General features: G+C 68.0%; 27 protein-coding genes. 14 read left to right on the top strand and 13 right to left on the bottom strand.

Annotated elements, in window-relative coordinates; genetic code table 11:
* Window positions 1-1,080, top strand: coding sequence for an Ig-like domain-containing protein (locus tag ACGFI6_RS37980; RefSeq protein ID WP_393127483.1), 1,080 nt, complete (start codon window positions 1-3; stop codon window positions 1,078-1,080).
* Window positions 1,080-2,156, top strand: coding sequence for a hypothetical protein (locus tag ACGFI6_RS37975; protein WP_393127481.1), 1,077 nt, complete (start codon window positions 1,080-1,082; stop codon window positions 2,154-2,156). Before ACGFI6_RS37980 ends, ACGFI6_RS37975 begins: the two co-directional genes overlap by 1 nt.
* A gap of 37 nt (window positions 2,157-2,193) precedes the next feature.
* On the opposite strand, the gene ACGFI6_RS37970 is transcribed toward ACGFI6_RS37975, so the two are convergent.
* From ACGFI6_RS37970 to ACGFI6_RS37960, 3 genes are all read right to left on the bottom strand, one after another.
* The gene (locus ACGFI6_RS37970) at window positions 2,194-2,931 is read right to left on the bottom strand and encodes a hypothetical protein (protein WP_393127479.1); all 738 of its coding nucleotides are present in this window, start codon (window positions 2,929-2,931) and stop codon (window positions 2,194-2,196) included.
* Between the two features lie 140 nt (window positions 2,932-3,071).
* Window positions 3,072-4,277 (bottom strand): PucR family transcriptional regulator, encoded by a 1,206-nt coding sequence (locus ACGFI6_RS37965; protein ID WP_393127477.1) that lies wholly within the window; start codon window positions 4,275-4,277, stop codon window positions 3,072-3,074.
* A complete protein-coding gene (locus tag ACGFI6_RS37960) occupies window positions 4,270-4,950 on the bottom strand; it encodes a DUF2249 domain-containing protein (protein ID WP_393127475.1) in 681 nt (226 codons plus the stop codon). Before ACGFI6_RS37960 ends, ACGFI6_RS37965 begins: the two co-directional genes overlap by 8 nt.
* An 85-nt stretch (window positions 4,951-5,035) precedes the next feature.
* On the opposite strand from ACGFI6_RS37960, the gene fdxA reads away from it, so the two are divergent.
* Genes fdxA through ACGFI6_RS37945 form a run of 3 tightly spaced genes read left to right on the top strand, consistent with a single transcriptional unit; the run spans window position 5,036 to window position 5,960 of the window.
* Window positions 5,036-5,359, top strand: coding sequence for a ferredoxin (gene fdxA, locus ACGFI6_RS37955; RefSeq protein ID WP_393127473.1), 324 nt, complete (start codon window positions 5,036-5,038; stop codon window positions 5,357-5,359).
* Window positions 5,356-5,523: a helix-turn-helix domain-containing protein gene (locus ACGFI6_RS37950; protein WP_393127471.1), complete on the top strand. Its 168-nt coding sequence runs from the start codon at window positions 5,356-5,358 to the stop codon at window positions 5,521-5,523. Before fdxA ends, ACGFI6_RS37950 begins: the two co-directional genes overlap by 4 nt.
* Before the next feature lie 32 nt (window positions 5,524-5,555).
* Entirely contained in the window at window positions 5,556-5,960 is a 405-nt protein-coding gene (locus tag ACGFI6_RS37945; protein WP_393127469.1) for a DUF4383 domain-containing protein, read from the top strand.
* 455 nt (window positions 5,961-6,415) lie between these two features.
* Here ACGFI6_RS37945 and ACGFI6_RS37940 read toward each other — a convergent pair whose 3' ends face one another.
* On the bottom strand, window positions 6,416-7,042 hold the full coding sequence (locus ACGFI6_RS37940; RefSeq protein WP_393127467.1) for a helix-turn-helix domain-containing protein: 627 nt from the start codon (window positions 7,040-7,042) through the stop codon (window positions 6,416-6,418).
* A gap of 10 nt (window positions 7,043-7,052) precedes the next feature.
* Between ACGFI6_RS37940 and ACGFI6_RS37935 the strand changes: the two genes are divergently transcribed.
* Complete coding sequence (locus tag ACGFI6_RS37935) at window positions 7,053-7,271, top strand: hypothetical protein (protein WP_393127465.1); 219 nt, start codon at window positions 7,053-7,055, stop codon at window positions 7,269-7,271.
* 111 nt (window positions 7,272-7,382) lie between these two features.
* Here ACGFI6_RS37935 and ACGFI6_RS37930 read toward each other — a convergent pair whose 3' ends face one another.
* Window positions 7,383-8,153, bottom strand: coding sequence for an SDR family NAD(P)-dependent oxidoreductase (locus ACGFI6_RS37930; RefSeq protein ID WP_393127463.1), 771 nt, complete (start codon window positions 8,151-8,153; stop codon window positions 7,383-7,385).
* A gap of 239 nt (window positions 8,154-8,392) precedes the next feature.
* Here ACGFI6_RS37930 and ACGFI6_RS37925 point away from each other — a divergent pair, with 239 nt between their 5' ends.
* Window positions 8,393-8,875 (top strand): carboxymuconolactone decarboxylase family protein, encoded by a 483-nt coding sequence (locus ACGFI6_RS37925; protein WP_393127461.1) that lies wholly within the window; start codon window positions 8,393-8,395, stop codon window positions 8,873-8,875.
* Between the two features lie 84 nt (window positions 8,876-8,959).
* On the opposite strand, the gene ACGFI6_RS37920 is transcribed toward ACGFI6_RS37925, so the two are convergent.
* Entirely contained in the window at window positions 8,960-9,547 is a 588-nt protein-coding gene (locus ACGFI6_RS37920) for a TetR/AcrR family transcriptional regulator (RefSeq protein WP_393127459.1), read from the bottom strand.
* Window positions 9,548-9,653: 106 nt separating this feature from the next.
* Between ACGFI6_RS37920 and ACGFI6_RS37915 the strand changes: the two genes are divergently transcribed.
* Window positions 9,654-10,577, top strand: coding sequence for a ketopantoate reductase family protein (locus ACGFI6_RS37915; RefSeq protein ID WP_393127457.1), 924 nt, complete (start codon window positions 9,654-9,656; stop codon window positions 10,575-10,577).
* 42 nt (window positions 10,578-10,619) lie between these two features.
* Here the strand turns inward: ACGFI6_RS37915 and ACGFI6_RS37910 are convergent, their stop codons facing one another.
* The 3 genes from ACGFI6_RS37910 to ACGFI6_RS37900 form a co-directional block, all read right to left on the bottom strand.
* Window positions 10,620-13,112 carry an FtsX-like permease family protein gene (locus tag ACGFI6_RS37910; protein ID WP_393127455.1) on the bottom strand — a complete coding sequence of 831 codons (2,493 nt, stop codon included), beginning with the start codon at window positions 13,110-13,112 and terminating at the stop codon, window positions 10,620-10,622.
* Window positions 13,109-13,855, bottom strand: coding sequence for an ABC transporter ATP-binding protein (locus ACGFI6_RS37905; protein ID WP_393127453.1), 747 nt, complete (start codon window positions 13,853-13,855; stop codon window positions 13,109-13,111). Before ACGFI6_RS37905 ends, ACGFI6_RS37910 begins: the two co-directional genes overlap by 4 nt.
* A gap of 191 nt (window positions 13,856-14,046) precedes the next feature.
* The gene (locus ACGFI6_RS37900; RefSeq protein WP_393127451.1) at window positions 14,047-15,528 is read right to left on the bottom strand and encodes an alkaline phosphatase family protein; all 1,482 of its coding nucleotides are present in this window, start codon (window positions 15,526-15,528) and stop codon (window positions 14,047-14,049) included.
* Between the two features lie 168 nt (window positions 15,529-15,696).
* Between ACGFI6_RS37900 and phnA the strand changes: the two genes are divergently transcribed.
* From phnA to ACGFI6_RS37880, 4 genes are read left to right on the top strand one after another with little or no spacing between them, the layout of a single operon-like run.
* Complete coding sequence (gene phnA, locus ACGFI6_RS37895) at window positions 15,697-17,055, top strand: phosphonoacetate hydrolase (protein WP_393127449.1); 1,359 nt, start codon at window positions 15,697-15,699, stop codon at window positions 17,053-17,055.
* A 51-nt stretch (window positions 17,056-17,106) separates the two neighbouring features.
* Window positions 17,107-18,405: an MFS transporter gene (locus ACGFI6_RS37890; RefSeq protein ID WP_393127447.1), complete on the top strand. Its 1,299-nt coding sequence runs from the start codon at window positions 17,107-17,109 to the stop codon at window positions 18,403-18,405.
* A 25-nt stretch (window positions 18,406-18,430) separates the two neighbouring features.
* Complete coding sequence (locus tag ACGFI6_RS37885; RefSeq protein WP_393127445.1) at window positions 18,431-19,528, top strand: zinc-binding dehydrogenase; 1,098 nt, start codon at window positions 18,431-18,433, stop codon at window positions 19,526-19,528.
* A 28-nt stretch (window positions 19,529-19,556) separates the two neighbouring features.
* Window positions 19,557-21,020 (top strand): aldehyde dehydrogenase family protein, encoded by a 1,464-nt coding sequence (locus ACGFI6_RS37880; RefSeq protein ID WP_393127443.1) that lies wholly within the window; start codon window positions 19,557-19,559, stop codon window positions 21,018-21,020.
* Here ACGFI6_RS37880 and ACGFI6_RS37875 read toward each other — a convergent pair.
* Window positions 21,010-21,921, bottom strand: a complete 912-nt coding sequence (locus ACGFI6_RS37875; RefSeq protein ID WP_393127441.1) for a LysR family transcriptional regulator — start codon at window positions 21,919-21,921, stop codon at window positions 21,010-21,012. The genes ACGFI6_RS37880 and ACGFI6_RS37875 overlap by 11 nt on opposite strands.
* A gap of 27 nt (window positions 21,922-21,948) precedes the next feature.
* On the bottom strand, window positions 21,949-23,103 hold the full coding sequence (locus ACGFI6_RS37870; protein WP_393127439.1) for a PucR family transcriptional regulator: 1,155 nt from the start codon (window positions 23,101-23,103) through the stop codon (window positions 21,949-21,951).
* Between the two features lie 118 nt (window positions 23,104-23,221).
* On the opposite strand from ACGFI6_RS37870, the gene ACGFI6_RS37865 reads away from it, so the two are divergent.
* On the top strand, window positions 23,222-24,148 hold the full coding sequence (locus ACGFI6_RS37865; RefSeq protein WP_393127437.1) for a proline dehydrogenase family protein: 927 nt from the start codon (window positions 23,222-23,224) through the stop codon (window positions 24,146-24,148).
* Here the strand turns inward: ACGFI6_RS37865 and ACGFI6_RS37860 are convergent.
* Window positions 24,138-25,214: an ABC transporter permease gene (locus ACGFI6_RS37860; RefSeq protein ID WP_393127435.1), complete on the bottom strand. Its 1,077-nt coding sequence runs from the start codon at window positions 25,212-25,214 to the stop codon at window positions 24,138-24,140. The genes ACGFI6_RS37865 and ACGFI6_RS37860 overlap by 11 nt on opposite strands.
* On the opposite strand from ACGFI6_RS37860, the gene ACGFI6_RS37855 reads away from it, so the two are divergent.
* The gene (locus ACGFI6_RS37855; RefSeq protein ID WP_393127433.1) at window positions 25,192-25,905 is read left to right on the top strand and encodes a TetR/AcrR family transcriptional regulator; all 714 of its coding nucleotides are present in this window, start codon (window positions 25,192-25,194) and stop codon (window positions 25,903-25,905) included. The genes ACGFI6_RS37860 and ACGFI6_RS37855 overlap by 23 nt on opposite strands.
* A 288-nt stretch (window positions 25,906-26,193) precedes the next feature.
* Here the strand turns inward: ACGFI6_RS37855 and ACGFI6_RS37850 are convergent, their stop codons facing one another.
* Window positions 26,194-26,367 carry a CsbD family protein gene (locus tag ACGFI6_RS37850; RefSeq protein WP_393127431.1) on the bottom strand — a complete coding sequence of 58 codons (174 nt, stop codon included), beginning with the start codon at window positions 26,365-26,367 and terminating at the stop codon, window positions 26,194-26,196.
* Window positions 26,368-26,387 lie beyond the last annotated feature (20 nt).

Here is a 26,387-nt window from a genome sequence, read left to right as displayed (position 1 = left end):
ATGACTCGACGCGTTCTCCTCGTACTCGCCTTCGTCGTCCTCGTGATGACCGGCGGCGAGGTCGCCTGGGGATTCTGGACCGGCGCCGGCAGCGGCACCGGATTCGCATCCACCGGCTCGCTGACCCCACCGACGCCCGTGACAGCAACGGCGCCATCCGGCAGTGAAATCGCCAGCGTCGCCTGGACGGCGTCGGCGCGCGCCACGGGGTACGTCGTGAACCGGGTCAGTACGGTCGATGGTTCGGCCGCGCCGGCGTGCGGGACGACGCAATCCACGCCGACGACGGCGACCACCTGCACCGATCCGAACGTCCCCGACGGGACGTACCACTACCTCGTCACAGCGATCTCTGCGAGCTGGACGGCAACTGGCTCGAGCGCGGACCTGACCGTGCACAACGCACGCCCAACAGTCACGGTCAACCAAACCGCAGGCCAGGCGGACCCGAGTGCCACGTCCCCGATCAGCTTCACCGCGGTCTTCAGCGAGGCGGTGACCGACTTCACCAGTGCGGACGTCACCGTGGTTCCGGCGACCGCGACCGTCGTGGTCAGCGGCAGCGGTACGACGTACCACCTCGCCGTGAGCGGACTCACCACCAGCGGCTCGGTCAGCGTCTCGATCGCGGCCGACACCGTGCGCGACTCGGGCGGTGCAGGCAACACTGCGTCGACGAGTACGGACAACACGGTCGTCTACGACTCGACTGCGCCAACGGCACCGGCTCCTTCGGTCGCAGCGACTCGGGCCTTCGGGAACTTCGTCGGCAACGCACCAGTCACGCTCACCGACGCGGCGGCCGACGATTTCACCGGTGTGGCCTCTGTCGCCTACTACCGCTGCGACGGCTCCACCGGCAGCTGCACCGCGGCGAACTGGACCGCTCTCGGCTCATCCACCGCGACGGACTTCTCCCTCACCAAGAACGCACCTTTCGCCGCAGACGGTGCGTACCGGGTCGTCGCGGTCGCGACCGATGCCGCAGGCAACCTCAGCGGACCGAGCCCGGTGACCGCCGTCACCGTGGACACCACCCCACCGACCATAGGCCCGCCAACAGTGAACGGACGCTCCTGATGAGTCTCAAACGCTTCCGGCTGGCGGGAGTCCTCGCGCTGCTCGTCGTCATCGGCATCTTCACCGGCCCGACGGCTACCGCGGCTTCCAGCGTCAGCGGTGTCGCCTTCACCAGCACGTCATCGACCGCCCGAGCGACGGCAGACTGGACGGTCGCCTTCAAGACAAGCAACGGTAGCGGCGGCGCGCTGGCCGGCGGCAGCACAATCCTGGTCACCTTCAACACCAGCTTCACCGTGCCGCAGAATCCAGTAGTCACGCTCAGCGCCGGGTTCTCCGGATGTACGCCCACGGCTACCACCAGCGCTTCCACCGTCACCGTCACGCTGGCAGGCCCCACCTGCACACTCCAGAAGAACACCGCCGGGTCGCTCACGATCGCGGCGATCACCAACGCTCCGGTCGGTAGCTATCCGGCGAACAGCTTCACCGTGTCGACCTCCAGCGACACGAACGCGACGCCCGCGCCGGGACCGATCGTCATGAGCGCAGGCGCCGCAACCAAGTTGGCCTTCATCCAGGGCCCGGCCAGCGGCTTCGCCGGTACGGCGCTACCGCCGATCACCGTGCAGGTACAGGACCAACTCGGCAACCCCGCGAGCACCGCCGGGACGGCTGTCACGCTCACAGCCTCGGCGGGAGTGATCAACGCCGGCGCGTCCATCGCCACCGACAGCACCGGACGGGCCACCTTCAACGGCGTCACGATCAATTCCACCGTACTGGGCCTCACCCTGACCGCCACCGCGCAAAGCCTCGCCCCCACCGGGCCGTCCGCAACCTTCAACATCACCGTCGCGGTCAGCAACGGCGCGACGCTGACCAACACCAGCTCCGACGGTTCAGGATCCGGTGTGAAGTCGGTCGGGTACTTCTACTGCGCCACCTACGCCGGCGCTTGTACCAGTGCGAACTGGACCGCCATCGCCTCATCAACCAACCCCGCCACCAACTACCAGGTGAACTGGACGTCCCAGCCCGCCAACGGCGCCTACCAGGTCGTTGCCATCAGCACCGACAACGTGAGCAACGCAAGCCAACCCGGCAACTCCACCCCGGTCACAATCACCAACTGAGAAAGACGCCGGCTGCGGAGGAACGCGCTCGCCTTGGTTATTGGTCTGTGTCGTGGAGGAGCTCGTTCCAGTCGATGCTCGCGTGGGCGCCGTCGTCGTGGACGAACCTGCTGGGGTTGCCTGCCGCTCTTGGTCCTGACGCCAGCCAGGCGGCCAGGCCGTGGGCGTTGCGGCGCTCGATCTCGTCGAGATACGCGCGTCGCTCTTCGATGACGGTCAGTCGTTGCGCTGCCGACTGTGCTCGTTGCAGTGCGGAGAAGCTGGTTCGCCATGCCAGGCACAGGGCGTCGTCGCTCAATGACGACAGGGCGGCAGGCGGCTCGGGCCGGCGATCAGCCTCGACCCGTACGATCCGCAGCGGCTTGGACTCGGGCGCGGAATGTGCCGGTGCGGCGGGCCGCGCCGCAGGCTCCGGCAGGTGACCGTGTTCGCGCAGCCAACGGACACACCGACTGGTCGCGTACGGCGATCCGCCCGCCGTGATCACCAGCAGCAGGACCGCAGCCATGGCTCCGAGCAAGGTACCCAGACCGATGAAGGCGACCGTTGCGGCACCGGTGAGGGCCGCGGTCCAGGCAATCGTCCCGCGCCGGTGCGGAGGGATCCGGATGGTGTCCTCCGGGCTGAGCACGATCATCGCGATCCCCCAGCCGCTGAAGGCCGCGCAGACGAAGACCAGGATGATCGGCGTCGGCGACCACGTGAACGCCACGAGCAGGCCGGGGACGCCGAGGACGACGCAGAACGCCAACCAGCTCGCGCGGTAGATCCTCATCGCAGCCCCCTCCCGGTCCGGTGTGCTTCTTCGTACAGATCGGACTTTGCCACCGTTCGGCCGATTCGGGTACGGCCGCGACCGGCGAACCTGCCACCATCCAGATGGCCGACGCCCGGCAATGAGCGCCGCGTCCGCGGTCACGGATGTGCCGAAAGGTCGCTGGCGGGCCAGTCGAGCAGCCGGGCGCCGAGGACAGCGATGTGCAGGATGAACCGCTGCGCGGGATCGCCCGGATCGTGCCCGGTGAGCTCCTTGACCTTGGCCAGCCGGTAGGTGACGGTCCGTACCGACAGATTCAGCCGCCGGGCCGCCTCGGTCGCGACCTCCCCGGTCGCGAAATACCCCTCGAGGGTCTGCAGCAGCGGCTCGGCCCCTCCGCGAGCCTGCGTCAAACCGACGAGCACGGCCTGGATGAGATCGACGATCGCGGCCTGATCGCGGACCAGGACCCGATACACGAGCATGTCCTGCGCATCGACGACCGCAGTGTCGAGTTGGAGCCGTTCGCCCAGCGTCAGCGCCTCACGGGCCTCCTCGTACGAGCGGGCGATGCCGTACGAACCTGGATAGGCCCGACCGGTCGCGACACGCCAGACCCGCCCGGTCCGGTGCCGAACCAGCGCGTCGTGGATCAGGTCCCCGACGCCCTTGGTCGTGGCCCGCGGGACCGTCGCCGGCGCGGTCGCGGGGATCAGCACCACCAGGAGCCCCTCCTTGGTGGCGACGAGCACCTCGCGATCACCGAAGCGGTCGAGGACGAACCGCTCGAGCGCGGGTGTCGCTGTGTCGCCCTCGTCCAAGCCGTCCGCGGGGACCGCCAGGACCACCCGGTGGGGCCGGCCGAGATCCAGCCCGAACGGCTCGGCACGCTCGACCATCCGGGAGACGTCGGCGTCGCCACGGAGCAGGTCGTCGACCAGTTCCCGGCGCAGCGCCTCCTCCTGCCGGACCAGTTGCTGGGTCGCGACCTGGTAGCTGTCGACGAGTACGGCAATCGCTTCGCCGACGACACGCAGTACGGTCTGGGCCGAGGCCCGCACCGTGTCGCGATCGCGGAACGGCACGACGTCGGGCAGGTCCCGCCACATCCGCCAGGCGGCCGACAGGTACAGGTCGACGACCCGCCCGGCCGGGATGCCCTGCTCGGCGGCGCGCCGGCCGAGTTCACGCACGATCGCCAGCTCGTGGTCGCGTGGCCGCCGTCCGGAGATGGCGGCGTCGGCGAGCAGGCTCAGGTACTCGACCAACAGCTCGAGCGGTGCCTGCGCGTCACCCGCGGCCGCCTGCGCGATCGCGGTCAGCCAGGTCTCGTCCGCGTTGTTGCTGACGAGTTGGTCACGCATCGACGGCGGCCCGGCCGATGCGTACCCGCCATTCCTCGGGCCCGGTCTGCAGATAGTCCCAACTGAACGCGCCCGGGTGCATGGCTTCGAACTCGCGGCGCAGCGGTTTGGGGTCGTGGCTGTTGACCAGGACGAAGGTCTCGCCGGGTGCCAGCCGCGCATACCGGGCGAAGACCCGCGGGTGCCGTCCGCCGCGCGCGATCTGCCGTACGTCGATGACCGCCGGCGCATCGCCGGTCTCGCCTTCGGCGGACAGTTCGGCCAGAGCGGGGCGTACGAACTCCTCGACCCGCAGGTACACCTCCAAAGCACCCGCGATCATCGTGGCGATCCGGATCGACTCACTCGCGCTCGCGACCGCCAGATCGTTGATCTGCTGATCGAGCGCCGCACTCGCGATCCGAAGCGCATCAACGAGCAGCCGCTCCGCAACCGGTCCGGACGCCGCGGTCTCCAGATCGCGATCGGCCGCGGCCAGGTACTCACGCAACTCGTGCCGGCAGAAGGCGGCCAGGTCCGCGATCGGCGCCTGATCCGCGCCGTCCGACGGCTCGACCAAGGTCAGCTCGACCAGCCGGGAACGCAATCGCTGGTGCTTCTTTCCCAGTGCCGTACGAGCAATGACCACCGGATCGGTCTCGGTCGCCTGGATGTAGATCTCCGCAGCCGCCATGCCGCCACACTCCTCACGCAAGATTTCCAATAATTACCACATGTACTATTTGTAGTAAATACCGAAGCCCGCTGAGGAGTCCCCCATGACGTACGTGATCGCGCTGCCCTGCGTCGACCTGAAGGACCGCGCCTGCGTCGACGAATGCCCGGTGGACTGCATCTACGAGGGCGGGCGCTCGCTGTACATCCAGCCCGACGAATGCGTCGACTGCGGTGCGTGCGAGCCGGTGTGCCCGGTCGAGGCGATCTACTACGAGGACGACCTGCCCGCGCAGTGGAAGGACTACCAGGAAGCGAACGCCGGATTCTTCGACGACCTCGGCTCCCCCGGCGGCGCCGCGAAGCTGGGGGTCGTCGACCACGACCACCCCCTCATCGCGGCCCTGCCGCCACAGGATCAGGTGTGACAGGACTCGCCGAACAACTCGGCATCCACGCCAGCACCGTCCGGTTCCACCTCGACGCCCTCGTCGCCCAAGGCCTCGTCGACCGCCACCTCGAACAACCCACCGGTCGCCCCTACCACCAACCCCCGCCCACGCCACAGCAGGAGCACGTGACGCACGGGTAGGTGGTCGTGGTTTGAGCGTTCTTTGAGAGTTTGTGACGGTCGGTCTTGAACCCGAGACCGTCGGTGGCGCGGCGGCTTACGGTGCTGACACAGGCCTGGCGAGACTGATCGCCGGACCTGCCGCCAGCGAGGAGCCGCAATGGACAACAGCATGGCCCGCCCGGCGGCTGGCGCACAGCATCGCGCACCTGCTGCTCGCTGTCGGCGTCTTACTGACCGCCGGGTCGCTTCGTGGCTGCCGGACGTTGCTCTCGATCTGCGGCGTGGCGATGATCGCAATCGCCGTCTACGGGCAACTGGACAGCTCGCCGCCTCTCCCACAACTCGTGCCGACCGGCACCGCGGACGCCTGGCTGCACATCGCGCTCGGCAGCACCATGCTCGCCGCAACCGCAGCCGGCCACATCCACCGTCGTACCGCATCGAACTCCGTCTGACCCGACTGGCGCCGCGCCGAACAATCAGTCGTGCCGAAGGTCGGTTGCCCTGTGCAGGGCCGTGATCGCACGCTGCAGATCCTCCAGAACCCGAGTAGCGTCGTTCAAGGACGCTCGAGGCAGGTGGCGTACTCAAGTTCCGTTCGCCGCCGGACATCGCACCCACCTTCACCAATCCCCTTTGCGAGTGCCCGGACGGCTTCTTTACGATCAGATGACGCCTCCGATCGCTCGATGGATTGCGTCGCCGTTGAGCGTGTGTTGAGAGTTCTTGACGTTCTCGGCGATGGGCTTCTGCGGCTGGAGCCGGGGCGCCGGTGTCGTTTAGCGTCAGGGCAAGCCCGACAGTGAACAGCATCGAGACTCGGGCGCAGTGGATGCTGGGCGGCGGCCGTTGAGGGGCGACCGTCGCCGGCGTCCACCAACCTCGGCGCTGGGACAACACGCCGGGGGAATCAGGCCGGCGGGGTCGTCAGTGAGCGCAGGATCCTTGCCGTCGTGGCGTCGGCGGGGAAGAAAGTCTCGATGGCGATCTCGTCGAGCGTCACGTCCCGCGGTGACTCGAGCTGACGCCGTACGCGCCGGAGCGCATGAGCCCGCCACTGCTGGAGGTTGCGGATCCTGGGCGCCAGACCGTCCGGATGCAGCGTCACGCGCAGCATGTTGACCGGTGGACCGGCCAGCTCGGCGGGCAGATCGCCGAGGAACGGCTGCATGGCCCGGTTCGTGGCCCACAGGTCCCAACGGACGTTCACGGCGACGGCCGGGTTCGGCTCCATGCCGGCCAGCACGGCGCGTACCGCAGCCTCCGCAGCACCGAGATCGGCGAAGGGTCGCTCGCTGTGAGCGGGCGCGAGTCCGGCGGCCAGGTAGAACCGGTTGCGTTCCCGCAGCGGTACATCCAGCTCGTCGCAGATCCGTTCGATCATCTGCCGGCTCGGATTCGACCGCCCCGTCTCGATGTAGCTGAGGTGCTTGGCCGACAGGTCAGCCGCCAGCGACACGTCCAGCTGGGAGCGACGCCTCCGCTCGCGCCAGCGCTTCACGAGCATTCCGACCTGTCCGTCCGGCCTCGAGGCCATCGAGCAGTACGTGGGGTTCTGGAACGCGACCGCGGACGGACGCTTCGCAGAACAGGTCGCCTACCGCGCACCGATCGGGGTGCTGCACGGTGTTCAGGAGCTGGCCGGCGACGGAACGTCGTTCGCGACCGGCACCGACTTCCTCGAGTTCGACGAGCAAGGCCGGATCGCCGACGTCACCGGCTATCTCGACCGCGCACCGGACGGCTTCGACCACCACGACAACTGACCCAACACCACCGCGACACCACGAACCGGTCGCCGACTCAGCTCGTGCGGTCATCCGGTCTTCGGTTCAGGCCTGAACCCTTCGAAAACGATGGCCGCTTTGGCCAAGCAGTCAGTTGCGGCCGGCCATCACGCCACCGTCGACGTTGAGGATGGCGCCGGTGGTCCAGCCCGAGGCCGGCGAGAGCAGGAAGGTAATGGCCGACGCCACGTCCTGAGCAGTGCCGACCCTGCCGAGCGGGTGCAGGCCGGCCATCTGCTGCAGCGTCGCCTCCCGCTGGTCGGCGGGAATCCAGTCGAAATGCGGCGTCGCCGTGACAGCCGGAGCGACAGCATTCACCCGGATGCCCGAGCCGGCAAGCTCGATCGCCAGGTTGTGCGTGAACGCATGCAGGCCCGCCTTGGCCATCGAGAAGGCCGACGACGGCGTCACGGCAAGGGCCTGGTGCGCCCACATGGCGCCGACATTCACGATGGCTCCGCCCTGCCCGCCGGCGACCATGCCCCGCACCACCGTCTGAGTCAGGAAGTACGTCGCCCTGTTGAGGTCGTGGTACGAGTCGTAGTCCGCGACCTCGTGATCGAGGAAGGGCTTGAGTCGCACCAGGCCCGCCGAGTTGACGAGAAGGGTGGCATCCGCATGGTTCTCAGCCAGTTGCTTCTGGGCCTCGACGACTTGCTCCCAGTCGGTCAGGTCAGCCGCGACCGACCACACACTGCCGGTCCGCGACAGGCTCGCCACGGCGTCGTCGAGCTTCGCGCCCGAGCGACCGACGATGACCGCGCTACCGCCCGCCGCGACCACGTCCGCCGCGGCCTGGAGGCCGATACCGCTGGTGCCGCCAACCACAACGATCTTGCGATCCTCGAAAACCTTGCTCATGACGATTGTCCCTTCCCGGTCGGATCACGACTCCTGCTGGTGGAACCTGGTTCTCCGGCAGCACTCGTGGACCTAGACTCGTACAACTGGCCGATAAAGTCCACTTTCTGATCGATAGCATCCAGTTCTAAACGCCTCTTCAGTCCAGACAAGGACGAAATAGTTCTCTACTGGGGGTAACCCACGGGGAGGGCGGAAGAGTGCGGAGACTGATTGCCGATCCCGACAGGAGCAACGAGATGACCGATGTCACCTTCACCAACCGGCGCGCCGACAGCTCGGCCAACGAGAACCTCGCCAAGCTCGCGCGCCACGGCGCGGACGCCTTCGGCTATCGGGCCGACGTACGCATCGACCACCGACTCGCCCAACTCCTGCGCCTGCGGGTGGCTCAGATCAACAACTGCGTCTACTGCCTCAACCTTCACTACGAGGCAGCCCGCGATGTCGGCGTCCCCGGACCGGTGATCGATACCTTGACCGCCTGGTGGGAGACCGAGTTCCATGACGTCGGGACCCGTGCTGCCCTCGCATACACCGAGGCGCTCACCCGCGTCGCGGATGCGACCGTCGCCGACAGTTTCGGTGCCCGGCACGACGCACTCGCGGAGCACTTCTCACCAGAGGAGATTCTCGAAATCATCGGGATCGTCATCAACATGAACATCTGGACCCGGCTCAAGCTGGCGGAAGGTGCTGTCCCGAGTTCGCCGAGCAGCTGACATCCTGAGCCTGTTCCCACCACATCGGCGCTGCCGGACATGGTCACGTTGCCACTGCGGACGACCCTCGGCGTCCGGGCCGGCTCATCGTGTGCGGACGAGGCCGGCGACAGCCTGGTCGGCCACTGCCTGAAGTACGTCGCGACCGGGATGTGTCTTGGCCATCACGTTCATGCCCTGGACGACCGCGACCAGGAAGGCCGCCGACTCGGGACCGGCGCCCGGACGGAGCTCGCCCGCGGCCCGCGCCCGGGTCAGCGCGCCCGCGAAACTGGTCCGCAGGTTGCTCAGGTGCTGGTCGAACACGCCCGCCAACTCGGGGTGCCGCTCTGTCAGCTCGACCAGCGAGTTCGTGACCAGACAGCCCCAACGGCGACGGCCGTCCACCATCGCATCGACCAAGGCGCCGAAGTAGTCCCGCAAGCCCTGCACGCCGCTGGCCGCGGTGTTGATCCGCTCGACCGACTCGGCGGAGACCGATTCCATGTAGGTCCGCACCGCGGCGACGAACAGGTCCCACTTGCTGCCGAAGGCGGCGTACACACTGCCCGGCTGCAGGTCCATCGCCTGGCACAGCATCTGCATCGAGGTCGCCTCGTAGCCCTGCCGCCAGAACACGTCCATCGCCAGTGACAATGCTTCGTCGACGTCGAAGCCGCGAGTCCGTCCCATGGCAGCATTCTAGAACACACGTTCAGCAACGAGTCGACGCTCTCTACAGAGACGTGATAAAACGGAGGATAGCAACTTGTATGGGCGTTCAAAAAAGGAGATCCGGATGCGCATCGCGGTGATGGGGACCGGCGGGATCGGTGGGTACTTCGGCGGTCGGCTGGCGTTGGCCGGCCATGACGTCGCGTTCATCGCCAGAGGACGGCAACTCGAGGCGCTGCGGTCGAACGGGCTGCGCATCGAGAGCCCGCTCGGTGACGCGCACCTGCCGACCGTCGAGGCGACCGACGACCCCTCGCAGCTGGAGCCGGTCGACCTGGTGCTGTTCGGCGTCAAGCTCTGGGACACCGAGGCGGCCGCCAAACTGATCGCGCCGTTGATCGCCGAGCGGACCGCGGTCGTCTCGTTCCAGAACGGTGTGGTGAAGGACGACATCCTCCGTACTGTGCTCGGCCCGGAGCACGTCCTCGGCGGTGTCTCGTACATCGCCGCGACGATCGCCGAGCCAGGCGTCATCAGGCATTCGGGCGCACTTCAGAAGCTGGTCTTCGGTGAGTACGACGGCAGCACTTCGGCGCGGGTCCAGCAGTTCCACGACGCCTGCGTACAGAGCGGGATCGACGCCGAGATCAGCCCACAGATCGCACTGACGATCTGGGAGAAGTTCGTCTTCCTGGTCGGTCTGTCCGGGACGACCACGACCGTACGGTCACCGATCGGCCCGATCCGCAGCGATCCGCGGGCCCGAAGCTTCCTCTACGACGTGATGGACGAGGTCGTCCAGGTCGCGCGCGCTCAGGACATACCGTTGCCGGCCGACTTCGCCGCCGACCGGCTCGCGTTCGTCGACACGGTCCCGGCCGAGATGACCTCGTCCATGCACCACGACCTCGACCGGGGCAACCGTCTCGAGGTCGAGTGGCTCAGCGGCGACGTAGTTGCGCGAGGCAAGGGCCTCGACATTCCCACGCCCTGCAACCGAGCCATCGCAGACCTCTTGTCGCCCCACGCCAACGGCCACCCCGCCTGACGCCAACCTCGACGATCCGGCTGGGCCAGGCCCCGAGGTCGATCATCCTCTGTTGGCGGCCTGGGCGGGCGGCGACTTTCGCACCAGCCAGGCGATGGGGACGACGGTCATCGTCATGGCCAGCAGTCCTGCTCCCCCGATGACTGCGAGCCACCCGGCCACTGGGATGTGGAGCGCGACGGTGCCCGTCACCGCCCGCATGACAGCTGTCAACGCGACCAGCGCGATGGATCCACCGAGCACGAGCGAGACGCTGAGCAGGCCGGCCTGTTCGGCGTTGACCATGCGCCGCACCTGCCGACCGGTCACACCCGTCAGTCGCAGGACGGCCACCTCCCGGCGGCGAGCCAAGGCAGCCATGATCATCGTGTTGCCCGCGGACAACGCGGCGTACCCGATCATCACCCCGATCAGCAGCTTGTTGAGCCAGGCGCTGATCGCGAGATCCTCGGCGACGCTGCTGCCCAGTTCGCTGACCGGCACCAAAGTCGTACCAGGGATCCTGGCCGCTGTCGCGCTCAGAGCAGCCTCGCTACCCGGCGCAGCCCGAACGAGAACCTCCCCGGCCGGCAAGCCTGCGGTCTCCGTCGACACAACCACATCACCGAAGCCGAGCCCCCGTCCGTAGATCGCGACGACCCGGAACTGCTTGGGCGTCCCGTCACCCAGCCACAGCGCGACTGTCTTCCCGATCTTCCAGCCCTGCGAGGCGGCACGCGTCGCCGAAACAGCGACCGAGTCGCGGCCCAGTGCCTGCAAGTCCCCGCTCTTGACGTCCAGGTCGATCGTGGCGCCGGCTTCGGCTGGATCGATCGCCAGCGCAGGCACCGCCTCGGCGCCGTCGAAGGACTTCACGACGACCGACGTACGGCGCATTCCCGTGACCCCTTCGACGCCGGGTGTCGTACGCAGTTCCTTGATCGCGTCGCCGGAGATGCCGGCCGGAGCGATCAACGCGTACTGCGCCGACGTTCCTGAGCCGACTTGCTGGACGGTCTCATGCTCCAGGTTGTCCTGGAGGAACCACACCGAGCCGCCAAGACCGACCGCCAGCACCAATGCGGTGAGAACGGTCGCCATCCCACGCGCGTTGGCCGCCAGGTTCCGCGCCGCAAGGAAGCCGCTGTTCCCCCACGCCAGGCGGAGCATCGGAGCGAGCGCCCGCGCCGCGGCGGTGTTGATCCACGGAGCCAGCAATGCAACCGCAATCACGAACAGGTACAGCATGCTGGACGCACCGGCGAGTGCAGCCTGCCCACCCGCGCCGACGGAGACCGCACTGGAAGAAGCCGCGCCGACCAACGTGGCCAGGCCGAAGCCGAGGCGAACCTTGCCGGGCTGCGATCTCTCGACGGCCGTCTCGGACAGCGCCTCGACCGGACGGATCGCCGAGATCCGCCGCGCGGCCAACAAGGCCGCAACAGTCGCCAGCAGGACGATGATCAGTACGGCACCTGCTGCGGCCAGTGTTCCGATCGCCAACGGATAGTCGACGGGCAAGAAGCCCCGCGCAACCAGCTGGCCGCCGACCCATCGACTCGCCAACAGCCCAGCCGGCACACCGACCAGCGAACCGACAGCTGCGAGAGCGGCGGCCTCCACCATCAGCATCCGGCGCAGCTGCCGCGGAGTCGCGCCAGTGGCCCGCAGTAGCGCGAGAACGCGCCGCCGGTTCCGGATCGACAGTCCCACGGTGCCGGCCACCACAAAGATGATCAGCAGAACGACGTACCCACCGAACGCCGCACCAACCTCGAGCAGCAGACTTCGAGCGGCCGCGAGATCGGAACGCTCGACGAGTCCGCGCCCGGTACCGGTGTACGCCTTGGCCGACTCGACCGTCGCCAGCTTCTCGACCGCCCGCAGGACGGCCGCACGATCCGCGTCCGGAGCCTCGCTGACCGCGAGAACGTCGGCGCGGCCGGGGTGAGGCGCCAGGACCGCCGCTTCCTGCTCGGTGAAGAACAACACCGGATCGTCTTGGTCGCTCGTCGTCTCGGCGACGCCGCTGACTGTGTACCGATGTGTCACGCCGGCGACCACGAGAACAATCTGATGCCCGGGCTTGAACCCTTCACCAGTTGATACCACGACCTGGTCGCGGCCTCGCGGGTTGCTACCGGCAACGATCTGGTACGGCGCGAGCGCGGCCGCAGTCCAACTGTGCCCGACCACCGGCCGCGATCCACCGGCGACCACCACCGCTGCGGGAATCGACTGGTCGGCGACAACGTGGTCGACGCCCGGCACCTGCCGAATGCGGTCGACCAGCGTGAGCGGAACGGTGCCACCCTCGGGCAGACGTACCGTGGCTCGCGACGTGTCGCCCAATTCCTTGTAGGTAAAGGTGATGTCGCGTTGCGCGACGATGATGTCCGCGCCGGCGTACCGGCGCGACTCAGGGCGGTAGCGCAGGCCGGACTCCACGAGCGAGCCCGTACTCGTGAGGATCATGACACCGACCGCGAGCGCGATCAGGGTAGCGACGACGCTTCCCGGCCGGTGCCGAAGCAGACGAAGAGCTAGGCCGGTCACGCTCCCGCCCCCGAGCGGCTTCCCGACAGGCTTCCGGACCGGCCCAGGGAGGCCAGCTCTGCGGCGATCCGGGCGGCCCCCGATCGCGGCAGCTCGGACACAATGTGGCCGTCGGCAAGGACCAGCACCCGATCGGCGTACGACGCGGCGACCGGATCGTGAGTCACCATGATGATCGTCTGCCCCTGATCGTCCACGACCGATCTCAGCAGCGCGAGGACCTCGGCTGCGGACGTACCGTCCAATGCCCCGGTCGGCTCATCGGCGAAGACGACCTCCGGGCGCATCGCCAGCGCACGGGCGATCGCGACCCGCTGCTGCTGCCCACCGGACAACTGCGCGGGGCGATGCCCCAGACGCTGCCCGATTCCGACCCGGTCGACGAGCTCCATCAGCCGGCGACGATCCGGCCGTACGCCGGACAACCGCAGCGGCAGCGTGATGTTCTCCTCGACGTTCAACGCGTCGACAAGGTTGAACAGCTGGAACACGAACCCGACCTTCGACCGACGCAACCGAGTGAGCTGCGTCTCCGACAGACCCGACAGCTCGGTCTGACCGATCCACACGCGACCGGCGGTCGGCCGATCGAGACCGGCCGCGGTCTGCAGCAGCGTGCTCTTCCCCGACCCAGAGGGACCCATCACGGCGGTGAACGTCCCACGCGTGAACGCGGCGTCGACGCCGGCCAGGGCGGTCACCTGCTGCCCACCGACGTCGTAGGTACGGGTGAGCTGTTCCACCCGAACCGCAACACCCGCCGAGGACCCAGCTCGCGCTGCGTCCGGACTCACTTGCATAGATACCGGCATCTGCATGACTTCCGTTCCTCGCGCTCCGACCAATCACCCGAAACGCTACGAACATCAGCCCGCCGCGGACATCCCGCTCACTACCGTCCGGGAGGTACAGCAGGCACTACCACTGCGGACGGTCAGGGAGTGCTGAGCCTGGTCCCGTCGATGGCCCAATAGCCGTTGTTGCCACCGATCAGATGCCAGCTGACGCGGACCTTCCTGGCTCCGTCCGGGACCTCGGTGACCAGCTGCATCGCCTTGCTGACGTCAAAGGCTGCTCCGTTCGCGGCGTCGGCGCACCACAGCACTCGCCTGACGCCGTTGTCGAACTCGGCGATGACCTCGGCCTTCTGTGGCTGACCGGCCGCGACCTGCTTGTAGTGACTCAGGTAGTCGACTTGGACACCGGACCTGCCGTCCACCGAGAGCCATGGCGTAGTGAGCGTGCTGTCGAACACGGCACCGGCCGAGGCGGGGTCGCCCTTGTCGTTCCATTCGTCCGGGTCCGCCACCGCGATCACGTCCCGCCCCCGTACGAAGGAACCGCGCCCTGGTCCCTCTGCGGAGGTCGCCCAGAACTCACCGCTCATCAGCCGCCATCCGCGGTACTCGGTCACACCGCTGCCCGCAGGGGTCTTGTCGATGCGGGACCACTCGTGCGGCAGATCGGTGGTCCAGCCCCCGACGCCCGACGGCTTGGCAGGCTCGTCCACCACCCCCGAGGTCGCCTGGACGGTGTCGAACGGGTCAGTGCTCTCGGTGCCGATGGCTACACCGTCAAGACCCCAGTCCGGGTCGATCGGCAGACCGAGATGTTTGTAGACCGTGGGCATGATGTCCACCTGCCGCCACTCTCGCTGCAAGGCCGACGACTTCGGGATCCCTGGTCCGGTGACGAGGATCCACCCCTGCCGTGAGGTGTGCTCGTCACCGCCGTGGCCGAAGCCGGTCTGCCCGTGGTCGGTGGCCGCGACGATGAGCCAGCGTTCGTCATGGTAGGTAGCGCGCGCTTTCACTGCTGCCACGAGCTCGCCGAACTTGGCGTCCACCCGGCGGATGGCGTCGATGTAGTCCGCGCTGTCCGACCCCAGACTGTGGCCGGTCGCGTCGACGTCGTGCAGATACACCATCATCAGATCCGGATTGTGATTCTTCAGCACCGCGAGCGCAGCATCGGTACTCTGCCGGTCGGTGAGCTGCTCGTCGTCGCCGTTCTGCTGCAGTTTCACGTCCGGGCGGTCGATCAAGTACGTGTTCAGCGGAGTCCAGTCGAGGGTCGTGAACGTCGACAACTCGGGACGGAGACCCTCCGCGCGGGTGATGAAGTCCGGGTACTGACTCTTGCGATAGCCCTCGAACGAGTTGTCGAGCACGTTGTGCTTGTCCGGCCACACGCCGGTGAACAGGTTGCTGTGCCCCGGCCCGGAGTTGGTGCCGGCGATCGCGTTGTCCTGGATGTACGCCGGCCCGAACTGCCCGGTCGCACCGACGGCGGACAGGTTGGGTGTGCCGGCCTGCTGCATCTTGTCCCACCGCATGCCGTCCATGTCGACGAACAGCACCTTGGCGCGGCTTGTCCCGTCCGGCAGATCGTCCAAGGCGGTGAGACGTGATGGCATCGGCAGACTCCTTCGGCCGGCGGGCGGTTCACAAACCCTGCCACCGAAACGGCCTGCCCGGAAGGCCGGATCTGGCTATGGCCTCGATAGCTCATCGCGGGGTTCCGGCGCGCGGGTCCTCGGTGGACGCTTCGTCGCAACCGATGAATCCAGCACGGGGAGCACTCCTTGACCACCACCTTCAGCGTCAACAGCCGGACGTACACGACTCCCGGCGTGCCGGTTGTCGTGATCTGCATCGACGGCAGCGAACCCGAGTATCACCTCGAGGCGATCAAGGCGGGCCGGATGCCCTGGCTCGCCGGGGTGCTCGAGAGCGGCCGCGGCACGTCGTGGGAGGCGCACTGCGCCATGCCCGCCCTCACCAACCCGAACAACGTGTCGATCGCGACCGGCCGGCCACCGGCCGTCCACGGCATCAGCGGCAACTACATCCTCGACACCGACACCGGCGACGAGGTGCTCATGAACGACAAGTTGTTCCTCCGCGCCCCTACTCTGTTCGCCGCCGCCAACGAGGCCGGGCTCGATGTCGTCGTGGTGACCGCCAAGGACAAGCTGCGCCGCCTCCTCGGCGCCGGACTGGTCGAGGACGGCCCGGCACTGGACGGCTCCGGTGAGTTCGTCGCTCCCAGCCGCCGCGGCATCTGCCTGTCCGCCGAGAAGGCCGACGAGGCAACCATCGAGGAGAACGGGATCGACGAGGTCCTCGCCCTTGTCGGCAAGCCACGGCCGAGTGTCTACTCCGCCGACCTGTCCGTCTTCGCACTGGCCGCGGGTGTCGAGATTCTCAGGACCCGCGGCGCCGACCTGATGTACCTGTCGCTGAGCGACTACATCCAGCACAAACACGCGCCCGGCACCGAGGCGGCCAACGACCTGTACGCCCAGATCGACCACTACGCCGCCCAGCTCGACGCGCTCGGTGCGGTCGTGGTTCTCACCGCCGATCACGGCATGAGTGCCAAGACCGGTCCCGACGGCACAGCGAACGTCCTGTTCGTCGAGGACGAGGTCCGCGCGATCCTGGGCAGCACCGCGGCCGAACCCGGCAGCGACGGTCTGCGGGTCATCCTTCCGATCACCGACCCGTACACCGTCCACCACGGGGCGCTGGGCTCCTTCGCCAGCGTCTACCTGCCGGACGGCGCGAACCTCGACACGACGATCGAGGCCCTGCGAGCACTCGACGGCGTACAGGCGGCGTACGGCCGTGCAGAAGCCGCGTCGACGTTCTCCCTGCCACCGGACCGGATCGGCGACATCGTCGTACTCGGCGAAGCCGGAACCGCCGTAGGCCGGTACGCCGCCTGGCACGATCTCACCGGCCTCGCCGACGCTCCACTCCGGTCCCACGGAGCCCTCGGCGAACTACAGATCCCCTTCCTCGTCAACCGGGCCTTGCCGCAGCCCGAGCAGCTCGACGAGCCCTGGGGCCGGCCCGCGTACATCCACAACTACGACGCGTTCTGGGCCGCCACGACGCTCGTGACCGGCCAAACCCTCGCGACCACGTCGCCGAGTTGAACCGCCGGCGTGGGCCCGGCCCCGCCGCCCTCTCGAGAAAGGCCCGCGACGATGTCCAGCAGCCTCGACTCCAGCACCGGACCCGCCCAGGACGAGCCCGTCGGTGATGCGCCGTTCCGGCGCCTTGCCTGGCGGATGCTGCTCGCCGCCATGTTCTGCTACCTGTTCTTCTACACCGGACGTCAGGCGTTCGGCTTCGCGATCCCCGGAATTCAGGCGGAGTTCGGCTGGACCAAGACCACCACCGGCACGATCAGCGGTATCGCGTTGTGGTCGTACGCGATCGGTCAGATGGTGAACGGCAACCTGGCCGACAAGTTCGGCGGTCGTCGGCTGATGGCCCTCGGCGCGATCCTGTCGACGACGTTCTGCATCCTGGCCAGCTTCATGCACTCCTTCCTCGGGATGGCGCTCGCCCTCGGCGCCAACGGTTTCGTCCAGGCGATGGGCTGGGCGGCCGGCGGCCGGGTGATCTCCAACTGGTGGAGTCACCGCGAACGCGGCAAGAGCTTCGGCTTCTACACCCTCGCCGCGGGCTGCTCGTCGGTTCTCGTCTACGTGACCTCGACCCTGACCGTCAATGCGTTCGGGAAGGACGGCTGGCAATGGCTCTTCCGCCTTCCGGTGCTGCTGATGCTGCTCGGCGGTGTGGTGTTCTTCGTGCTCGCCCGGGACACTCCGCGCGATGCGGGCATCACGCCGCCGCGGTCGTTCACCCACGACAAGGAGGAGGTTGCGTACCAGGCGGCGACCGGATCCACGTCGATGCAGCGTTACCGAACGGTTCTCGGCATCCCCAGGATCTGGCTGACCGGCGTCTCGATCGGCTTCCAGAACGCCGCCCGGTACGGCCTGCTGGTCTGGGTACCGGTCTATTTCCTCGGCGACAAGTGGAAGGACACCGACAACGCGATCTGGATCACCGTCGCGCTCCCCGTCGGCATGGCGGTCGGGGCCCTGGCCAACGGTCAGGTCTCGGACCGGCTCTTCGGCTCACGGCGCGACCGCCCGATCATGGTCTTCACGCTGCTCGGCGCGGCGAGCTCGCTGCTCATGTGGGTGCTGCAACCCGGCATCGGCCTCGGCATCGTCTTGTTGTTCCTGTGCGGGTTCTTCGTCTACGGTCCACAGTCGTCGTTCTGGGCGCTCTGTCCGGACCTGGCCGGCAAGCTGATGGCCGGTACGGCGACCGGTGTCGTGAACTTCTTCGCCTACCTCTTCGCCGGCGCGGCGGAACCGATCATCGGGCACATCATGGAGAGCAACGGCGGCGACGCCGGCCTGATCTTCCCGATCGTCGCGGTCTCCTGCACGGCCAGCGCACTCGTCGCTTCGACCATCCGCCGCTGATCCACCGACTCGACAGGACAGTCCGATGACCACGACAGCGAACGACACGAGCAGCAGGCCGCCGGCACCCGCCACGGCCGCGGTCTGGTCCGGCGTCGACAAGGGCTTCTCGGTCGAGGCCCTCCCCCTTCCCGAGCTGCGACCGGGCGAGCTTCTGGTCAGGACCGAGCTCGCGACGATCTGCGGTAGCGACCTGCACACCATCAACGGCGACCGTCCGACTCCCCTGCCGACCGTGCTCGGGCACGAGGCCATCGGTCATGTCGTCAGCACCGCGGGCGACGTGACCGGCTCCGACGGCGAACTGCTCGTTGCGGGAGACCGCGTCACCTGGACCATTGGTACGTCGTGCGGAGCCTGCCGACGCTGCCGGCGTGGTACGCCCCAGAAGTGCCTCACCGTACGCAAATACGGCCACGAGGCGATCGACGGACACTGGAAGCTCAACGGTGGATTCGGCACCCACGTACATCTCCTGGCCGGAACGGGTGTGGTCAAGCTCGCGCCCGGGCTGCCGGCCGCGGTCGCCGTGCCGGCGAACTGCGCCACCGCGACCGTGGTCTGCGCCGCCCGCCGCGTCGACCTGGACAGCGACGACGCTGTCGTGGTGATCGGCTGCGGCATGCTCGGGCTCAGCGCTGTTGCGTACGCGCGCGACCGCGGCTGCACCACGGTCATCGCGTGCGACGTCGATCCGGCACGTCGAGCCCTGGCCGAACGATTCGGCGCAACGGTCGTTGTCGAGCCGGCCGGCCTGGCCGAGGCCACGAAACAGCACGGCGCCGACGTCGTCTTCGAACTGTCCGGCAACAGCCGTGCCGTCCAGTCAGCATTCGAGGTCGCGGACCTGGCCGGACGGATCGCGCTGGTCGGCTCGGTCTCCCCCGCGCCCGAGATCAGCTTCGAACCGAGTGCCTTCGTCAAGAACCTCACGACGGTGGTCGGCAGCCACAACTACCGGCTGGACGACCTCGCCGAGGCGGTCGACTTCCTTCAGCGCACCAGGGCCCAACAGCTGTTCGCCGACCTCATCCCGGCGCCGTACCCACTGGATCAGGTGGTCGAGGCCGTTGCCCTGGCCAACGCAGCCGACGCTCCACGGATCGCCATCTCCTTCCCCTGACCACCACTCCCCGCAAGGAGCCTGTCTCGTGAGCCTCGACTTCAAGGTCCGGCCGGAACACCTGCTCAATTACGTCGGCGGGACCTGGACGCCCGGTACCGGCGGCCGGACCCGGCCGAATCTCAACCCCGCGAACACCGACGACGTGATCGGCGAGTTCACCGAGTCCGTCGCCGCCGACGTCACCCCGGCGATCGACGCCGCGGCGGCCGCCCAGGCCGACTGGGATGCGATCGGCCCGATCGAGCGGGCCAAGTTCCTGTCCCGGGCGGCACGGCTTGTCGAGGAGCGCCTCGAGGAGTTCGCCGAGGCGATCACCCGCGAGCAGGGAAAGCGGCTCACGGAGGCCCGCGGCGAGGTGACCCGCGGCCTGGCGATCCTGGACTTCCACATCGGCGAGGCCCGCCGGATGAACGGCCAGACCACGGCCGCCGAGGAACCGCGTACCGTGGTGATGACGTTTCGCCGCCCGATCGGGGTCGTCGGCCTGATCACCCCGTGGAACTTCCCGCTCACCATCCCGATCTGGAAGGTTGCGCCCGCACTGCTTTCGGGATGCACAGCCGTTCTCAAACCCTCTCCGCTGACGCCTTTGACCAGCGCCCTGCTCGTTCAGGCGTTCCACGACGCCGGTGTCCCGCGCGGGGTGCTGAACCTCGTACAGGGCGACCGGGACGCCGGCGAGGCACTCGTCGACGACGACCGGGTCGCCGGCATCTCGTTCACCGGCTCGCTGCCTGTTGGTCAGGCCATCAACCGCGCCGGAGCCGGTCGGCTGATGAGGGCCCAACTGGAGCTGGGCGGCAAGAACGCCCTGATCGTGCTCGACGACACCGACCTCGACGCGGCCTGCGACGCCATCATCCACGGCGCGTACGGGCAGTCGGGACAACGATGCTCCGCCACCAGCCGCGTCATCGTCGACCGCTCGGTCCATGCCGGTCTGATCTCCCGCCTCGCACCCCGCGTCCGCGCAATGAAGATCGGGCCCGGCGACGAGCCGGACGCCGACATCGGCCCGGTCGTCAACGACGAACGCCACCAGGCCTGCCTGACCGCCATCGAGCGGGCAGTTGCCGACGGCGCCGAAGTCGTTGCCGGCGGCGAAGCGGCACAGCTCGAAAGCCCTGGCTACTTCATCAGGCCGACGTTGCTCGACAACGTGGCCTGGGACTCGGACCTGGCGCAGGAGGAGGTCTTCGGTCCGGTCCTGTCGGTGATCGTCTGTGATGGGTACGCCGACGCCATGCGGATCAGCAACTCGGTGAAGTACGGCATGTCCGGAACGATCTTCACCCAGAACCCGTCGCTGATGTTCCAGGCCCTGCAGGACTTCCAGGCCGGGATGCTGCACGTGAATCGTCCCGGCGTCGGCGCCTATTCACACCTGCCGCACATGGGCGCCAAGGCCTCACAGCTCGGCGCGCCGGAATGCTCTCCGGACGTGTGGAACTTCTACACCGATCTGCGGTCGGCCTGTATCAGGTACTAGTGCCCTCGTCGGGCCAGGTAGCCAGAGTCCGGATCACGGTGACGAAGGCCTGCTCGGCCGGGGAGAGCAGACGGTCCCGGCGGTGCGCGACGACAACTGGCCGGCCCTGCGGTGCGGGCTCGACCAGGACCTCGGCAAGGCGGCCGTCGCGGAGTTCCTCGGCCACCGTGTGCTTCGACACGACCGCCACGCCGAGGTCGGCACGAACCGCCTGCTTCAACGTCTCCGGCATCCCCATCTCCGCCGTGCTGACCTCGTCCAGCCGCCAGTCGGACAGCACCTTCTCCTGCAGCTCACGGGTCGACGACCCGCGCTCGCGAAGCAGGAACCGTTCTCCTCGCAGCCGCTCCGGCGCGACGTTCGTCCTGGCCAGCTCGTGGCCGGGGGCAACGATCAGCACACTGTCATCGGTCAGGACGTCGACCGTCACGAGTTGCGACGCGGCCGGCGTACCGACGAACACCCCCAGCCCCACCTCGCCGTCGAGCACCCACCGCTCCATCTGGGTCGCGTTCCCGACGTACAGGTCGCACACCACGTCCGGGAACCGCTGCCGGAAACGCGCCAGCGTCGGCGGCAGCAGATAGGTCCCCACCGTGGTCGTGCCACCCACCACCAGCCGGCCGGACTGGACGCCCTGGACGGCAGCGATCGCATTCGTCGCGTCGTCGGCGAGCCGGAAGATGCGCTTCGCGTACTCGACCAGCACCTCCCCCTCGGCCGTCGCCCGGATCCGGCTGCCCGACCGATCGACGAGCGTCGTCTTCAGCGACGACTCGAGCTGCCGCACCTGGTTCGAGACCGACGGCTGGCTCATGTAGAGCTTCTGCGCGGCCGCCGAGAACCCACCGTGCTCGACAACCTGCAGAAAGATCCACAAACGATGAAGGTTCAGCTGCACACCCCCATCTTTGCGCACAAGCTGAGGTCAAGGGGCGACGAGGGGAGCCATGGTCAGGGCCAGGTGGAGGATCAGTCGGTGCTCGCCGTTGTGCAGGTCGAAGCCGGTGATGGTCTCGATGCGGCGGAGCCGGTAGTACGCGGTCTGGCGGTGGATCGCGAGCTCGGCCGACAGTTCCTGGACGTTCCCGGCCCGATCCAGGAAGACCTGGGCCGTCCGCACGAGATCGCCGCCTTCGTCGAGCAGACGCTGGGCCCGCGGATCGAGGACGGCGTCCGTCAAGGCAGTACGTGGACCGCACGCGATCAGCCGGTGCACGCCGAGCTCCGACCAGTGCGCCTCCACACCTAGCCGCGGTACTGCGGCCAGCACCTGCGTGGTTCGACGCGCCTGCTCGTGGCTGGTTCGCGCGTGGGCGACACCGCGCTGCGGATCGCCGACCCCGATGAGCAGTCGCGCCGCTGCCTGGTCGCCGAGCCGTTGTGCGTACAGCTGCCGGAGCCGCTCGATCGCCTGGGCGATCCGGGAGGCCTGACTGCTTGCGAGGTCGACCAGCAGCGTCGTGAACCCCTCCCCGGAGGTGGCAAGGACGTGGCGCGGCAACGACCACAGGCTGAGCGGGACGATCTCACGCTCGTGCCCCGGCGGTTGTTCGGCGTGCACTGCCACGACGTACGCCGTCCGCTGCACGAGCCTGCGGCTGTCGAGCTCGTCGACAGCTCGCGCCGACGCCGCGTCGTCAGGTGCCAGGAGGTCGGTGAGCAGGAGCGCGGCGTCGCGGCTCCCCCGGGCACGCTGCGCGAGCAGAGCGCCGGCGTCCCTGGCGATGACCGCAGCCGCGTCCAGCTGCTGCGGCGTACCCAGCAAGCCATCCGGGTCGAGCAGCCAGAAGTAGCCGTACGTCACGCCGTTCCACCGCACCGGCAAGCACAGCCGCGGCAGGATCCCCAAGGCCACCTCGGCCGGCGTCCGGACCGGACCGGGCGCAGTCACGATGCCGAACTGCTCGAACCAGCTCCGGACCTCGGCCGTCGACCGGCGCCGCAGGATCGACCCGGCCCGCACCGCGTCGATCTCGTCGGGCTGCGTGTTGAACGCGACCAGGTTGAAGTCCCGGTCCTCGAGCACGGCCGGGGTGCCGAACACGTCCGAGACCGCACCGATCAGTTCATCGAGATCCATACCGCTCAGACTAGACATCTGTATGACCGAAATCATCCGAGGCTCTGCCATCCGGATGAGGCCGGAGAGTCGCTCGACTCCTTACCGTGCACTCACATCCCTCACGAAGGAGCCGTCCGTGCTCGGTACCGCGCTGCTCGCCGCCTCCCGCAACCGCCGCGTCCGGGCGGCCGTCACGCACTCCCCCGTCACCCGCCGGGTCGTCCGGCGCTTCATCGCCGGGGACGAGGTGAGCGCGGCCGTCAACACCACCCGCCGGCTCAGGTCCGGTGGCTTCGCCGTGACCCTCGACCACCTCGGCGAGGACACCCTCGACCGGGCCCAGGCCGAGGCGACCCGCGACGCGTACCTCACCCTGATCAGCCGACTCGCGGACCAGGGACTCGCGAACGCCTCCGAAGCATCACTCAAGCTCTCCGCGATGGGACAGGCCCTGCCCGGCGACGGCGAAACACTGGCCGCCGCGAACGCCCACGCGATCTGCGCGGCCGCCGCCGACGCCGGCATGACCATCACGCTCGACATGGAGGACCACACCACCGTCGACTCCACCCTTGGCATCCTCGCCGAACTGCGTAAGGACCAGCCCTCGGTCGGCGTCGCATTGCAGGCAATGCTCTATCGCACCGAAGCAGACTGCCGCGATCTCGCCACCACCGGCTCACGCATCCGGCTGGTCAAGGGCGCGTACGCCGAGCCGAAGTCGGTCGCGCACCCGGCGAAGAGCGACGTCGACCTCGCGTACGTACGCTGCCTGAGCATCCTGATGGCCGGACTCGGCTACCCCATGGTCGCAACCCACGACCCGCGGATGATCGCCATCGCCCAACGACTGGCTGAGAAGCACGCCAAGGGCCCGGACGACTTCGAGTTCCAGATGCTCTACGGCATCCGGCCCAGCACCCAGGAACAACTGCGCGCACAAGGCTCGCGGATGCGCATCTACGTCCCCTACGGCGACGACTGGTACGGCTACTTCATGCGCCGCCTGGCCGAACGCCCCGCCAACGTAACCTTCCTCCTCCGCTCCCTCATCACCAGGTAACCGCATCGCGGGCGCGCAACGGCGTCTCGGGAAGCGGGCTGTCCGCGAGAACGTCCGTACTGTGGCGCGCGTTTGCTGTGCGTGCTGATCGGCGGTGACCCTCCAGCATCGCCGCACTGCCCAGTACGCACCAGGCAGCGAGGACGACGAGATGCTGCGCGCCCCCATGCCCGTCGAAGTACGCCGCGCTGCGCAGCAGGTTCGCACCGGCACCCGGCGGCATCAGTTGGCCGATCTCGGCGATCGCGTCGGGCAACAGCTCCGGCGCCGAACTGACCGCCGAGAACGGGTTGCCGACGAAGACCATCGCAATGGCACCGACGGCGGTCCCGGCGGTCCCGAGCAGAGCTGACAAACCGGCGACGGTGGTACTGATGGCGAACAACATCAACGACAACGACGCCCAGGTCTGGATCCGATCGCCAGGCAGGGCGCCGACGTAGTCCTGAGCGACCAGGTGCACGCCGACGCCGGTGATACCGGAGACCAGGGCAAGAGCGACGATCTCTCTCCAGGCCGGCCGGAAGCCGACCAGGACGGCCACCATCACGGCGACGATCACCCCGCCAAGGACCAACGGCGTGACCGCGGCTGTGAAGATCGCGCCCCGCGGGTCGTCGCCCGACGTCGCCACGACGTCGTGGACGACCGGGTTCGCAGCGGCCAAGTGTGCGGGATCGGCTTGGCCGGTCACACGCTGGGCGGTCGAAGACAGCAGTTGGGCGACAGCGGGACCGGCCGCGCTGGCGGTCAGTACCGTGAAACGCCTCGACGAGATCTCGAAAGCGCCATACACCTCTCGATGAGCGATGGCCGATCGGACCTCCGCGTCGTCGGAGTACAGGTGCAACTCGAAGGCACCTGGCGCGGCGCTGGTGAGCTTCTGCACAGTCTGCTGTGTCGCCAGGCCGGTGCCGACGATCCCGACCGGCAGGTTTCGCGCCTCGGTCCGAGATGCGGGCCAGGTGAAGGCCAGGACCGCAAGACTGACGACCAGCGGAACCATCACCGACAAGATGAGCAACTGCCGCCATGGTGGGTGCTTGACGAGCGGATTCTTCGGCACTTCTGTGCGCCTCTCAGATCGAGTTTCCGGGCGTACCGCCTCACCGGGCACGCCAAACAGCAACGAACGTTCGTTTTCGCACTATACTCTTTCTGTGCCCAAGACCTCCGAGAGATACCGTGACGCTCGTCGCGAACACATCCTGAACGCCGCCCGCCGCGCCTTCCTGCGCAACGGCTTCCACGCCACCTCGATGCACGACCTCTTCGCCGAGGCCGGGCTGTCGTCAGGGGCGGTGTACCGGTACTTCGCCGGCAAGGACGAGGTTGTGCTGGCCATCGCCGAGGACAACATCAGGCAGGTCGGGGCCACGATCAGAGCGGTCACCCAGGAACGTACGGACGAATCGATCGGAGCCGCACTCGCGGCCGCGGTGGAACTCCTCCAGGCCAAGGACAGCGAATCCGGGCTGGCAGGGATCGGGGTACAGGCCTGGGCCGAGGCACTCAGGAACCCCAAGATCGGCATCGCCTTCGGGGAGATGCTCGCCACCCTGCGAGCCGAGATCGCCGAGGCCGTCGCACGACATCAGGAGGCAGGAGGACTACCGGCCGAGCCCTCGGCGGAGGCCTTGGCCAACGTGATGATCGCAAACATCACCGGTTTCATCCTCCAGCTGGCCCTGTTGGGCAGCGACGCGGTGGCCGACTTCCCGCAGACCCTCAAGACTCTGTGGCCCCCGGTCCGCTGAGCACGGACGAAGACCCGGACGAGCAGCTGCCCCGCCGCGAGGACTGAACCTCGCGTCGCCGGATCGCCCCATCCACTCCCCTCGCTGCTCCGAAGTACCGACATGAGCGTGCACCCAACGGCCGCACGCTCCCTTGACGCAGGGCGTCGGGAGTCAGACTCCGGATTCGTCCTCCCGGCGCCCTGCCCTTCAACCGCTCGTCGATCCGGTGCGGCAAGTCCGAGACGGCTGACCGAGCACAGCAGATCCCCGTCTCCGCAGCGGAGACGGGGATCCAGTGGGCATTGATCAGTCCTTGAACGCGTCCTTCGCCTTCTCACCGGCCTGCTTGAGGTCGGCCTTCGTCTTCTCCGCCTGCCCCTCGGCCTGCAGATCGCGATCATCGGTCGCCTCGCCGGTCTTCTCCTTGACCTTGGCCTTGGCCGCCTCGGCAGCGTTCTTCATCTTGTCTCCCACGCCCATCAGAATCTCCTCTCTCGAAC

This window comes from Kribbella sp. NPDC048928 (assembly GCF_043197975.1).
GTDB lineage: Bacteria > Actinomycetota > Actinomycetes > Propionibacteriales > Kribbellaceae > Kribbella.
This window is presented reverse-complemented; position numbering and strand designations above follow the sequence as displayed.